The sequence below is a fragment of the Marinifaba aquimaris genome (assembly GCF_013328345.1).
GTDB lineage: Bacteria > Pseudomonadota > Gammaproteobacteria > Enterobacterales > Alteromonadaceae > Marinifaba > Marinifaba aquimaris.
The window spans coordinates 87,421-100,754 of record NZ_JABULX010000009.1; the positions used below are offsets into that span (position 1 = coordinate 87,421).

The following is a 13,334-nucleotide window of genomic DNA, read 5'->3' on the forward strand; positions in this document are numbered from 1 at the left end:
ATAAATAAAAAAGAACAGCCGAAATAACCTCACTTTTTTCTTGACGTAAATTTCGGCATGTATGCGTTATTGACGGTGATTTACTTCGCCTTTGCAAGCATCTACTCTGGGGTAGCTGCCACTGTAACTAATTGCTTTGACTTGTTTTTCCCAGCGTTTTTTCTCCTCTTTACTTGCTGATATTACCGAGCCAAACAGGTTTACTTCTGCTTTTTCATAGCCACAAAACTGCAGGGTATAAAGGTCGAGTTGTTTAAGTGCTGGGTCGGCCTGTTCAATAGCATAATCGGCCGGCGCATCCATAGTGACAATGATTCTGGCGGTTTTTCCGGTTAACAACTGAGTAGGAAGCAAATTGTCACCTTCATATTTAAAAGCAAAGCCGGGCAAAAATGCTCTATCAAACAAGCCTTTTAATTTTGCTGGAATACCGCCCCACCAAATAGGCGTAACGATGACAATATGATCGGCCCAGAGTATGGCTTTTTGAAAATCAGCTAAGCAAGGTTCAAGTGCTTGTACTGCGTTGTAGCCAGTATTCAGGCTTGGGTCGAATACCATGTCCGCGAGATTAAAACGCTTAACTTCAAAGTATTCATTCGCTTCAATCTCGTATACATCCGTTAAATGGTGATCATAACTGCTCGATTTCGGGTTACCGTTAAGTACTAATATCTTCTTCGTCATCTTGCTTATTTCCTTTGTTTTTAACAACGATGGCGATTCTAATGTCTTCCCCTAGGGGGAGAGTCAATACCTTTTGGACAAGATTCTATCGATACCAAACACTGATCTATTTTGTTGATCTTATTGTTCAGTTCATCAATTTGTTGGGTTAACTGACTTTTCATTTCAGTGAGAAATTGACCAACGCGAACCCAATCTACTTCGCCATCGGTATAAACGAGTGCATCTTTTAATTGAGCTAACGTGGCCCCGGGTGATTTTGCTTCTTTAATCAGGCTTAGTATCTCGATATGCGACTCGTTATAAACGCGGTAACGCCTTTTTCTTGGCAGCGGAATGAGTAAACCTTTCTTTCATAAAGGCGAATAGCCTTGATGGACAACGCGGTTTTTTCTGCCACTTCACCTATGTACATATTAATCCTGTCTTGTGCCGAAAATAACGTTCATACCAAAACGGTAACTATCTAAACTATTGGCTGAGTGGGTACCATTTTCAATCGTCTTAAAATGAATGTCCCACGGTGTATTAGCGCGTTGCCCCCATGAGCTATGCCAATCAAGTGCTGCTTGTCTCAAGGTTGGGTAATCATGTGAGCCGCTTGAAACCACTAAATGCAAATCCTTTCGTTCAGATTTAGCCGGTGTTCCATAAAACTGTTCTTTATTTGGCATAAATGTTGGGTTACTCGCGATACGACCCCAAAATAAGTCTGGGTCTGAAAATGCAGAGTAAAGCACCATATATCCGCCTCGGCTCTGACCAAAGATAATTCGCTTGTTTTTATCGGCTTTATATTTTTGTTCAACTAAGGGAATCAATTCAGTTTTCAAAAATGTTAGGAAGTCTTTTGCTCCGCCCAGATCCTTATCTGAATTTGATGAATGGGTCGAAAAATCAAAACCTCTTTTATTTATTTTGGGGTCAAATGAGCCATACGAAATACCTACCACAATAGATTCAGGTAACTTGTCATCATAAGTCAGAAATAAATGGTTAGCCGCCAGAATAGGAAAAAGAGAATCTCCATCTAGTAGATAAGCGATGGGGTATTGAGTAGCCTGCGCTTTTTGGTAGTTTTCTGGCAGTCTGATATAGATATGAAATGCCCGGCCAATAACCCTTGAGTCCAATTTAAAGTAATCGCCTTTTATTGCAGGTAAATAGTTTAGGGGGATATTTTGATTGTCTTGACCTATTTCGGCGGTAACCGAAGAGACAAAAAGAACAGTAATTAATATAAATAATTGTTTGGGAATAACTCTTAACATATTTCAATCCTTTGTTTTTAATAGTTAAAGTAATTAGTGATGGGGTAGCATCATAAAATGGCAAGAACCAGTGCAAGCCAAGCTTGATATGTTTTTATAGGGCACTTAGCTTCTTTATGGTTTTGTAGCAAATTCGCTAAGTGATTACTACTACGGCAAAAGTATCACTCACATCTATTTTGGGGATAAAAGTGAGCACATCGTTCAGTTTCTCAATAGGTGAGTACGTTAGTTTTTGTCGCGAAAACCTCATTGCTTTTTACGGATTAGGGCAATACCAATAAGGCCAGATAAAAATAGCAATATGGTTTCAGGCTCGGGTACTGTTTGTATTTGGGTTAAGTCTTGTGTGGGTGCAAAGTTGTTAAAGGCAAGCCCTATACCTGATTGTTTGGTACCAACAAAAGTGACTTCAATTTTGCTGATATTCGGTTGATTGTTAAAGGCAAATGTCCAAGGTTTAGCATCTAAACTCATATTGTCCCCCATTGGTGAATAAATACTTTCGAGTAAAGTGTTGCCATTAAAAGCTTGTACTAAAAATTGCTCAGTACCTTGGTGCTGCGAGTGGTCGATATCCCAAATTTCACCCGATGCCGCCATTACTGGGTTAGCTGCATCATATAAAATGGTAAAAACACCAAAATTATCATAAGCGTTCGATTGTCTGATAAAAAAGTCACCTAGTTGATTTTCGTACCCCGGTGCTGCGGTATCTTTACCCCAAGCGCCCCAAAAACCAGTGTTTTTGTCATTGTTTCCTGCTTTTTCAAACACTGCTTGCATATCAAGAATGTCGTCGTTATCGGTATCAAAACCAAAGCGTACTTTTACACCACCCGCCATAAAATAATCTGTAAGAGCAATTGTTTGGTTATCAACAGGTTGTTGGTTATTGGCTGTTTGCTCAAAGGTGATAAGCCCTGCATTACTAAAGGGAATGAAAACAAAGCTAGTGGCTAAGACAAGTATGGTTTTTAATATTTGAATACTATTCATTATGAGCACCTTTAAACTGGGGATATAGTTCTGCTATTACAAGAAGTGTGCTAATTGTTAAAAGTGATTAATTATCAGTGGTTTAGATTTAGTTATGGTCACTGAGGTGATTTGTTTATTTGCATTTTGCAAATGCGATTGAGGATGAAGTTGTCTCGGATTTTTGCAATTTGCAAATATGTTGAAAGAAAAGCGGCCTGCACCTTGCGCTTTTCAAGTAAGGCAAAGTGCAGACCGAAGGGGCTGTAAAGTTAATTTACGCGTTCAAATACAGTGGCAATACCTTGGCCTAAACCAATACACATAGTGGCTAAGCCTAGCTCGACATCTTTGCTTTGCATTAAGTTAAGCAAGGTGGTGCTAATACGTGCACCTGAGCACCCCAGTGGGTGGCCAAGAGCAATTGCGCCGCCATTTAAGTTAATTTTTTCATCCATCACATCCATTAAACCCAATGCTTTAATACAAGGTAAAGATTGTGCGGCAAACGCTTCGTTCAATTCAAATAGGTCAATATCTTGAATTGTTAGTCCTGCGCGCTGTAATGCTTTTTGGGTTGCGGGTACTGGGCCATAGCCCATCGTTGATGGATCGCACCCAGCTACTGCCATCGATTTAATGCGGGCAATAGGTTTAACGCCTAAAGCTTGTGCACGTTCTTCAGACATCAATAATACGGCAGCTGCTCCGTCTGATAAGGCTGAAGATGTACCTGCCGTGACGGTGCCATGAGCAGGGTCAAATACGGGTCTTAAGTTAGCCAACCCCTCAACTGTGGTTTCAGGGCGAATCACTTCGTCGTGGTAAACGTTAATGAGTTCACCATCAGCGTTATGGCCAAGAATAGGCCAAATTTCGCTATCAAATCGGCCTTCAATAGTTGCTAAATGGGCGCGACGGTGAGAACGCGCAGCAAACTCATCTTGCATCAATCTATCTATACCATGAGTTTTTGATAGTAACTCGGCCGTTAAGCCCATGCTACCTGCACCTTTGGCTATGTTTTTAGCCAGTAGGGGGTGGAAGTCGATACCATGAGTCATCGGAATATGCCCCATATGTTCAACACCACCAGCGATCATAATTTCGCCTTGGTCGCACATAATTGCTCTGGCAGCATCGTGAATAGCCTGCATCGCAGAACCACATAAACGGTTAACTGTAACGGCCCCAATATGCGCTGGCAGGCCGGCTAGTAAAGATGCATTTCGCGCTACGTTAAAGCCTTGCTCAAGGGTTTGCATTACACAACCCCAAACAATGTCTTCAACTTCGTTTACATCAATGTTTGGATTTCTTTGAACTAGTGCTTTTAACAGTTCAGCAGATAAATCTTCACTGCGTACATTTCTAAAAATACCGCCTTTTGAGCGCCCCATTGGGGTGCGTAAGCAATCAACTATCACTACTGATTTCATCTTGCTATCCCCTTTTATTGCGCTAAATAGCTTTGTTGTTCAGCTGTTTTTTCAGCTAAACCTTGCGTGGTTTGGTAAATCGCACCTAAGTGCTCAAATGCTTTCGCTTGTTCAATGAACTGTGCCATGCCCATTTGCTGTAAGTAGCGGAATGGACCACCTCTGAATGGCGGGAAACCAAGCCCCAGAATCAACGCCATATCGGCTTCTTCTGCGCTGGCAATAATGCCTTCCTCTAGGCAGCGAATACATTCATTGATCATAGGGATCATCAAGCGAGCGATGATCGTTTCACTGTCTAGCTCGGTTGTTTGTCCGGCTGATTGCTCAATAATTTGTTGGCTAATTTCATCAACTGATTTTTTCGGGCGGCCTTTTTTATCGACGCCATAGTGATAAAACCCTTGGCCATTCTTTTGTCCTAAGCGCTCAGCTTGGTAAAAGACCTCGAGTAAATTATTTTCGGGTACTGGCATACGCTCAGGGAACCCTGCGGCCATGACTTTTTGTGCATGGCACGCGGTATCAAGCCCGACGACATCAAGCAGATAAGCGGGCCCCATAGGCCAACCAAATTGTTTCTCCATGACTTTATCAATAGTCGCAAAGTCGACACCTTCAACTAACAATTGGTTGAAAGCTGCGAAGTAAGGAAACAGTACTCGGTTGACAAAAAAGCCCGGGCAATCGTTTACCACTATGGGCGTTTTACCCAGTTGTTGGGCGTAACTAACCACTTTATTTATACTCGCATCGTCGGTTGCTTTACCGCGAATGACTTCTACTAATGGCATTTTGTGTACAGGGTTAAAAAAGTGCATGCCACAAAAACGCTCTGGCGCGTTTATAGATTCGGCTAATTGGTCTATCGAAATTGTCGATGTATTTGTTGTTAGCACGGCATTTTCATTCAAGTGCTCGCCAGCTTGAGCAAGTACTTTCGCTTTCACTGCTGGGTTTTCTGTCACCGCCTCGACGACGATATCGGCCGTGGCAACCGCTTTGTAATCCATTGATGGGGTAATTTGGTTTAGCACTTTCGCTTGTTTAGCGGCATCAATACGACCGCGCTCTACTTGTTTAACCAATAATTTAGCTGCTTCGGCTTGTCCTAAGTCGAGTGCTGCTTGGCTGACGTCTAGCATAGTTATCGGTGTGCCTTTGTATGCTGATTGGTAAGCAATACCGCCACCCATAATGCCTGCACCTATGACCACACTGCGCTCGGTTTTATCAACCGTTTTCGTCGCTTTTTTGGCTTTGCCTTTGACTAATTGGTCGGCCATAAAAATGCCAACTTGTGCTTCAGCTTCTGGTGTTTTCGCTAAGCGGACAAAAATTTCATTTTCAATAGCCATGGCTTGTTCACGGCTGTGATCAGCTCCGCGTTCAATACACTCAATCGCTGCATGTGGAGCAGGGTAGTGATTACCTACTTTGGCAAAGACCATGCCTTTTGCCACATTAAAGCTCATGGCTTTTTCTGTGACGGATAAATTTAACGGAGATAGCTTTTCTGCGCGCTTGGCTTGCCAGTTAAATTCGCCGTGAGCAAGTTTTCTAGCTAAGTTAAGCGCTGCCGATTCTAATTTATCGCTGCTAACTACACTGTCTGCGAAGCCAACGGCTAAGCACTCTTGTGGTTTGTGTGTTTTACCTGTGGTGATCCACTCCATCGCATTATCGGCACCAATTAAGCGCGACAGGCGAACGGTACCACCAAAGCCTGGCATAATACCCAACTTCACTTCAGGTAAACCAATTTGTGCGGTTTCATCCAGCACGCGATAGTCTGTCGCTAAGATCGTTTCGCAACCACCACCTAGAGCGAAGCCATTAATGGCAGAGATAGTGGCAAAAGGTAAATCTTCCAACGCATCGAAAATGTCGGTGGCGTTTTTAATCCATTTTAATAGCTCGGGGTCTTCGAGCTTAAAAGTTTGGATAAATTCAGTGATGTCGGCCCCGACAATAAATGCGGGTTTGGCACTTCTGAGGATGAGCGCTTGAATTTGAGCATTGTCTGCTAAGGCATCAATACACTGTTTAAATTCTGCTAGCGTTGTACGGTCAAACTTATTTACTGAGCCAGGATGATCGAGAACAAGTTCTGCAATTCCTGCTTCAATAAAGTCAGCCTTAATGGCTTGGCCTTCAAATATCATTTAGAGCTCCAAAGCGTTGGAGGGATTTTCCCTTTTATTATTATTTTTAGCTTAGTGTTAAATCGCTGATTTTCAAACGCATGTTTGAAAATCTTTGTTCACACTTTTTGTCTTTAATTTCGATGAATTCTGCCGCTTAGGACTTGATCCAAATTCACCTTCATATAAGTATGTAGTCATACTAAGCTTAGTTAATGAACAAATCAGGACTGAATGCAAAAAGCTCTCATGTCGATCTTGGCAATTGCAGTTTACGCAGTGTCAAGTATTGCTACCTCTGCCGTAGCATCAAACGATTCTCTCGAAAAGCAACGCAAATTATTTAAACGAGCTGAGTACGATGCGAAGAAAGGACGCACCAAAAGCTACCGCCAAGCCGTTAAACAGCTGGGCGATTACCCGCTTGCGCCTTATGTTGAATTGGCCTATCTGAAAAAGCACCCTTATTTAGTCAATAAAAAACGCATTCGCCATTTTCTCAAACTCTACACAGGTACGCCGCTTGAATGGCCACTGCGTAAAGCTTGGCTTACTTATTTAGCAAAAAAAGGCGAGTCGGTACTGTTCTTAAATGACTACCGACAAACCGAAAATACTGAGCTTAATTGTTATAAATTGCGTGCAGACCTAGCCATTGGGGCTAAATTCCATACTATTGCTGACAATATTGAAGCGCTTTGGGTAGTAGGCCAGTCACAGCCAAAAGCATGTGATGTGTTATTTAGTCGTTGGGCACGAGAAGGTTATCGGACCACTGAACATGTTAAAGCGCGTATCAAATTAGCCGCTGATGGTGGCAAACATACCTTGCTACCCTATTTGATTGGTTTATTGCCGAGTAAAGACCAAGCTTGGGGTAAGTTGTGGCATAAAACGCGTCGTGATCCTAGTTATATCAGCCGCCTAAGCCGAATTAAAAAAACGGATCGCGAACATACTGACGTTTTAGTTTATGGCTTAAAGCGTTTAATTTGGCGTGACCCCAAAAAGGCGCTGGCTACTTGGCAACAAGCACAGGCTAAGTTTAGTTTTGATCAAGGCGATCGCTTTATTGTTAATCGCGCTTTTGGCATTGCGTTAGCAACCAAAGGCGATAAACGCGCGCTGCGTTACTTTGAGCAGATCCCACGCTCAGAAATTGATAAAAGCATCGCGCATTGGTATTTAGCGAGTTATCTACACCAAAGAGATTGGGTGCAAGTCGCCCGCTTTATTGAAACCTTACCTCATCCATTATCCGAAGAATTGATTTATCAATATTGGTTATCTCGGGCGCAAAGCGAAATGGGCATGATGCAAAGTGCTGCCAGTAAAATGCAAAGCATAGGACAAAAGCGTCATTACTATGGCTTTTTGGCTGCTGCTAAAGCCGGCCAGAAGGTCAATATGAATGATATTCCTTATGTTACGCGACAATATGTTTTAGATACGTTAGCACAAGCCCCCGCAGCTCGACGTGCTAAAGAGCTTAGGGAGTTGGGCAGGCTGACACAGGCTCGACGAGAATGGTGGCACTTTAAGCGCTCGTTAACTAAAGAAGAAGAAGCCGCTGCGGCGTTAATGGCAGCTGAATGGGGTTGGCATGACCAAGCATTGAGAACGATCTCACAGGCGGGCTTTACCGATGATGTGAAAATTCGCTTCCCACTGGCTTATCAAAAAGAGTTTACCCGTTACGCAAAGCGCAATAAGTTACCTTTGACATTAGCTTATGCAATAGCACGTCGTGAATCGACATTTATGCATGATGCGAGCTCTAGCGCAGGGGCGAAAGGTTTGATGCAATTAATGCCGGGAACCGCTAAACAGTTAGCAGGTAAGAAAATCTCGACACGCAAATTACTCGACCCCAGTACCAATATTAATTTGGGTACACGGTATTTGTCGGATTTAATCAGACGTTTCGATGGCCAAAAAACACTTGCGATTGCCTCGTATAACGCAGGTTACTATCGCGTGATAGAATGGCTACCTGAAGAGGAGCCCGTCGACTTAGATATATGGATTGAAACGATTCCGTATAAAGAAACACGTGAATACGTAAAGAGTGTATTGGCTTATCAACAAGTCTATGAATATCTACTTGGCACCAGTACAGATATTTTTTCACCCGTTGCAAGCGGTAAAATACAGCTGGCTAAATAATTAGCCATAATTTAGTGTTTTTGACCACTTTTGTTTTGGTTGTTTTTGTTTTGTTTTTTAATTTATTGATTTTTATGGTTTTTTAAATTTGGCACGGTGTTTGTAGCTAATAGGTTGTATATGATTAAAATAACCAATTAGGAAGATGACCATGTTTAAGTTTAGCCCAGTTAAAACCGCAATCAGTGCTTTTGTTGCTACTTCGGTATTAACCCTGTCAGGTTGCGTAGTAGTGATAGGCCACGATAAGGACATGCAAACACAAACGCATGAAAAGACATATCAAGCGGCAGACGTACAACAAGTCAATATTAATGCTGGTGCGGGAAGCCTAGCCATCACAGGCGCTGACACTAACCAAATTAAATTAAGCGCTGTTTTATACTCGGGTTCAGGCCAAGTTGAAGTGGTGGATAATTTAACGGTTAAACAAAATGGTGACACCGTAGAAATCAACAGTAAAGTTTGGCAGCCTTTTCAAAACAGCTGGCAAGAAGCAGAACGCATCGATTTAAAACTGGTTGTACCTAACTCTGTTTCATTGGATATCTCTGATGACAGCGGTGATATTGTTATTCGCAATATGAAAAATAGCATTACTGTTGTCGATGGTTCTGGCAGCATTGAGTTAGACGAAATTCAAGGCAATGTGAACATCGAAGATGGCAGCGGCGATATTGAATTATTAAATGTATCGGGTCGTTTAAATATTGAAGATGGCTCTGGCTCAATCGAATTAGTCGCGATTGATGGCCAAATTAATATCGAAGATGCTTCAGGTGATGTGGATGTAAAAAATGCATCAAGCAACATCAAAATCAACGATTTAAGTGGTGATATCAAGCTATCAGATGTTGCAGGTAAAGCGGAAATCTCTGATGCCAGTGGTGATATCAAGTTAGTAAATGTTAACCAATATCAATTATTAGAAGATGGTTCTGGTTCATTACAAGTGATTAACTAAACTTATAATGAAAGCAAAAAAGCGAGGCTAAAGACCTCGCTTTTTTTATGCCTGACGCTCGAGCAATTTGGTTAATTCGTCGAGTTGATGTTCGTTAAATACTTGTATCTGATGTGCTGTCAGCAGTTTAGCTGTCACACCTTGACCTGCAATTAAACGGCCTTCGAATTGGCCATCGTATATTTGCTCATTACCACAAGACGGGCTATTGGCTTTGAGTACGGCATATTTAATGTGCTCTGCTTGACATAGGGCTAAGGCCTTTTTTGCACCAGTGGCAAATTGTTCGGTGACATCTATTCCTCGATGGGTGATCACTCGGCCATCTGATTGTTGCTCTGCTGGTGGTCTCGGTGTCGGTAAGCCACCTGCACACTCTGGGCAAAATGAATGAAGCAGATTAAGGGCTGAAAGCGCGGTAAAAAGTGGGTGGGGGTAGGATTTGGCCTGCCCGTCATAACGCACGGGCTGGCCTAATAAACAAGCGCTAACGAGAACTGGCTCTTTAGCGATTTTCATCTTTGTTTATTTTAAAGTTGTTAAGTGATTAACTAACTCAATGTATTCTTCAGTTGTAGCTACACCGCCTAATACGCGGTACTTACCGTTAACGATAACAGCAGGTACACCACGGATTTGCGCTTCTTTTTGAGCTTTAGCCATCTGACCGACTTGGCCGTTAACCATGAAGCTGTTGAAAACAGAAGCGAAGCGTTTCTCATCAATGCCGACAGCAGCAAACATGCCTTGAATACCAGATTCTGTGAAGTTTTGTTGTTTTTTCACGTGAATCGCTTCAAAGATTTTTGCACTTACTTGCTCTTCAACTTTTAATAATTGCGCACTGGCTAACGCTTTTGTTAGTAAGTTCGCTTGTTCTGGTTTACGCGGAGGTAAGAAGTTAACGTGAACTTTGTCTAAGTTAACGCCTTCAGGTAATTTTTTCTTTAAGTCTTTAATGATTGGCTCAAACTGGAAACAGTGTGGGCAGTAGTATGAGAAGAACTCTTTTACTTCTGGTTTAGCTGTCGCAGCTTGTGCGATCACTTCATAGTGTTTGCCTTCTTCGTACTTTGCAGCCAGTGCAGCGAAAGGTAATAAACAAACAGTAGCGAGTGTTAAAAGTAATTTTTTCATTCTTGATCCTGAAATTTGTATCTCAATTATCTGGCTTTAGCTTAACATTTAAAAACCAGACAGCAAACGTATAGGTTTTTCGTTTAACTCGGCGACTTGCTCTTTTAACGCGAGAATTTGTCCCTCCCAGTACTTTTGCTCGGCAAACCAAGCAAAGTTTCTTGGAAATGCAGGGTCTTGCCAGCGGTTTGCGATCCACCCCATGTAATGCACTAAACGTAATGCGCGCAAAGGTTCGATCAGTTTTAACTCACTGCTATTGAACTCGGCGAACTCTTGATAACCTTCTAACATCACATCGAGTTGTAACTCTTGTTGTTGCCTATTGCCTGATAACATCATCCACAAATCTTGGATTGCTGGGCCTGTACGTGCATCATCTAAATCAACAAAATGTGGGCCGGCATCTGTCCATAAAATATTTCCTGGGTGGCAATCCCCGTGTAAGCGAATTTCTGGTGTCGTGACTTGATAAGCTTGTTTGGTATCACTGATCAGTTGATCCAAAATGGTAAAAAAGGCGGTCTCAATTTGCATCGGCACCATTTGGCTATCTATGATGCTTTGTCTGGCGAGATCTAGGTAATCTGTTTTGTTGATAGTAGGTCTGTGTTTGAATGTACTTTTACTGCCAACAGTGTGAATGCGACCAATAAAGCGCCCCATCCATTCGAGGTGATCGAGATTGTCATTTTCAAAAGAACGTCCCCCGCGGCATGGATATAAGCTAAAGCGATGACCTTGATAGTGAATGATACTTTGGCCATTTATTTTTAATGGCGCCACCATAGGAATTTCAGCATCACTTAATTCAAAGGCAAAATCGTGTTCTTCTTGGATTTGCTCATCGCTCCAGCGAGCAGGGCGATAAAACTTAGTGACGTATTTTGCCTGATTGCCTTCTCTGTCTTCTGCGTTAAATTGATAGACGCGGTTTTCGTAACTATTCAGAGGGAGTAGGCCTGATGTGACATAAATGCCAGTACTTTCGATGGCATCTAAGATCAATTCAGGTGTGAGAGTGGCAAAGGCAAAAGCCGATGAAGCATCGGCTGAACAAGAGTTAGACACTAAGCTATTTCCGTCAATTAAATTACTCAATAGCTTAGCATGATTAACGCCTAACGTTTAAAGAAACGACTTTCCTGCTCTATGCTATCACTCGTGCCATCGGCAAATTCAGCTTTGATCACAAAGTTAAAATCGTTAATCGGCATATCGAGTAGGTAAGGATCGACCACTAAGCTGATCGGCAGTGTTGTGACGTGGCCGGGTGCAACTTTAATGGCGTTATCACCAAGCCACTTTGCTTCTGGCAGTTCACGGGTAGAAAGTGTAAATACTGCCTCTTGTTGAGATTTATTTAAGATCTTCAGCGTATAAGTATTTTCAATTTCGCCAGTAAATGTTTCGCGATAAAGCTGACCGCGATCGCGTAAAATGTCTAACTCAAATGGTACGCGGCTGGCTATGTTATAAATGAGCCCTGCTGTCATCACAGTTAAGATAACCAAATAGCCCATTAGCTTAGAGCGAAATAGTTTAGTCGGTTTACCTTCAAGTGCATGCTCTGTGGTGTAGCTAATTAAGCCTTTTTCGTAGCGCATTTTTTCCATTACACCATCACAAGCATCGATACATGCGCCGCAATTAATGCATTCGTATTGTAAGCCGTTGCGAATATCGATACCAGTAGGGCACACCTGAACACATAAATTACAGTCGATACAGTCGCCCAAGCCAAGGTCTTTAGGGTCTTGTTTACGTCCACGTGGGCCGCGGTTCTCGCCTCGATTGGCGTCGTAAGAAACAGTAAAAGTATCTTTGTCGAACATTGCTGATTGAAAGCGCGCATAGGGACAAATGTGCGTACACATGATCTCACGCATCCAGCCTGCATTCCCGTATGTACAGAATGTGAAAAACAGTACCCAAAAGGCATACCAGAAGGTCGAATTGAATGTTAGAAAATCAACAAACAGTTTATCGATTGGCGTGAAATAGCCGATAAATGTCAGTGACGTAAATAGAGAAAAGCCTATCCAAGAGGCGTGTTTAGCGGTTTTGCGCCAAACTTTATTAAAGTCGTTGGGCTGCTTATCTAGTTTCATCCTTTGGTGGCGAGAACCTTCGAGCTTTTCTTCAAACCACATGAAAATAAAGGTCCAAACCGTCTGGGGGCAGGTATAGCCGCACCATACTCGACCTAAAAAAGTAGTCACCACAAACAGAGCAAACGCGGCGATGATAAAGATAAAGACAAGTATGGTTAAATCTTGCGGCCACAAGGTCATTGAGAAAATATGGAACTGTTGCTGTTCAATATCGAACAATAACGCTTGGCGGTCGTTGTATTGCAGCCATGGCATGACCATAAACAATGCCATAAAGATAAAGCCAATGCGCTGCCTTAGCTTTTGATAGATGCCTTCGACTGCGCGCACATAAATGCGGCTGCGACTTGCGTACTTTTTACTGACGAGATCCACAGGTTGCTGGATCTCAATTTTGTGTACCTGATTGTCTTTCTCGTGGCTCATAATTAGCT

At 42.4% G+C, this 13,334-nt stretch carries 12 protein-coding genes; 2 read left to right on the plus strand and 10 right to left on the minus strand.

Going from position 1 to position 13,334, the window contains the following annotated elements:
• Positions 1–66: 66 nt before the first annotated feature.
• From HR060_RS08030 to fadB, 6 genes are all read right to left on the minus strand, one after another.
• On the minus strand, positions 67–687 hold the full coding sequence (locus tag HR060_RS08030; RefSeq protein WP_174199782.1) for an NAD(P)H-dependent oxidoreductase: 621 nt from the start codon (positions 685–687) through the stop codon (positions 67–69).
• Between the two features lie 38 nt (positions 688–725).
• Complete coding sequence (locus tag HR060_RS08035) at positions 726–1,025, minus strand: MerR family transcriptional regulator (protein WP_343044194.1); 300 nt, start codon at positions 1,023–1,025, stop codon at positions 726–728.
• A 78-nt stretch (positions 1,026–1,103) separates the two neighbouring features.
• Positions 1,104–1,958, minus strand: a complete 855-nt coding sequence (locus HR060_RS08040) for an alpha/beta hydrolase (RefSeq protein WP_174199783.1) — start codon at positions 1,956–1,958, stop codon at positions 1,104–1,106.
• A gap of 249 nt (positions 1,959–2,207) precedes the next feature.
• The gene (locus HR060_RS08045) at positions 2,208–2,957 is read right to left on the minus strand and encodes a PEP-CTERM sorting domain-containing protein (protein WP_174199784.1); all 750 of its coding nucleotides are present in this window, start codon (positions 2,955–2,957) and stop codon (positions 2,208–2,210) included.
• A 251-nt stretch (positions 2,958–3,208) separates the two neighbouring features.
• Complete coding sequence (gene fadA / locus HR060_RS08050) at positions 3,209–4,375, minus strand: acetyl-CoA C-acyltransferase FadA (RefSeq protein ID WP_174199785.1); 1,167 nt, start codon at positions 4,373–4,375, stop codon at positions 3,209–3,211.
• 14 nt (positions 4,376–4,389) lie between these two features.
• On the minus strand, positions 4,390–6,540 hold the full coding sequence (fadB, locus tag HR060_RS08055) for a fatty acid oxidation complex subunit alpha FadB (RefSeq protein ID WP_174199786.1): 2,151 nt from the start codon (positions 6,538–6,540) through the stop codon (positions 4,390–4,392).
• Between the two features lie 213 nt (positions 6,541–6,753).
• Here fadB and HR060_RS08060 point away from each other — a divergent pair, with 213 nt between their 5' ends.
• Entirely contained in the window at positions 6,754–8,685 is a 1,932-nt protein-coding gene (locus HR060_RS08060) for a lytic transglycosylase domain-containing protein (RefSeq protein WP_174199787.1), read from the plus strand.
• Positions 8,686–8,836: 151 nt separating this feature from the next.
• Positions 8,837–9,649: a DUF4097 family beta strand repeat-containing protein gene (locus tag HR060_RS08065; protein ID WP_174199788.1), complete on the plus strand. Its 813-nt coding sequence runs from the start codon at positions 8,837–8,839 to the stop codon at positions 9,647–9,649.
• Positions 9,650–9,694: 45 nt separating this feature from the next.
• Here the strand turns inward: HR060_RS08065 and HR060_RS08070 are convergent, their stop codons facing one another.
• The 4 genes from HR060_RS08070 to ccoG are packed head-to-tail and all read right to left on the minus strand — an operon-like array spanning position 9,695 to position 13,326.
• A complete protein-coding gene (locus tag HR060_RS08070) occupies positions 9,695–10,168 on the minus strand; it encodes a 2-thiouracil desulfurase family protein (RefSeq protein ID WP_174199789.1) in 474 nt (157 codons plus the stop codon).
• Positions 10,169–10,174: 6 nt separating this feature from the next.
• Positions 10,175–10,786: a thiol:disulfide interchange protein DsbA/DsbL gene (locus HR060_RS08075; RefSeq protein WP_174199790.1), complete on the minus strand. Its 612-nt coding sequence runs from the start codon at positions 10,784–10,786 to the stop codon at positions 10,175–10,177.
• A 48-nt stretch (positions 10,787–10,834) separates the two neighbouring features.
• Positions 10,835–11,857, minus strand: coding sequence for a serine/threonine protein kinase (locus tag HR060_RS08080; RefSeq protein WP_174199791.1), 1,023 nt, complete (start codon positions 11,855–11,857; stop codon positions 10,835–10,837).
• Between the two features lie 50 nt (positions 11,858–11,907).
• The gene (gene ccoG / locus HR060_RS08085) at positions 11,908–13,326 is read right to left on the minus strand and encodes a cytochrome c oxidase accessory protein CcoG (protein ID WP_174199792.1); all 1,419 of its coding nucleotides are present in this window, start codon (positions 13,324–13,326) and stop codon (positions 11,908–11,910) included.
• Positions 13,327–13,334: the final 8 nt, after the last annotated feature.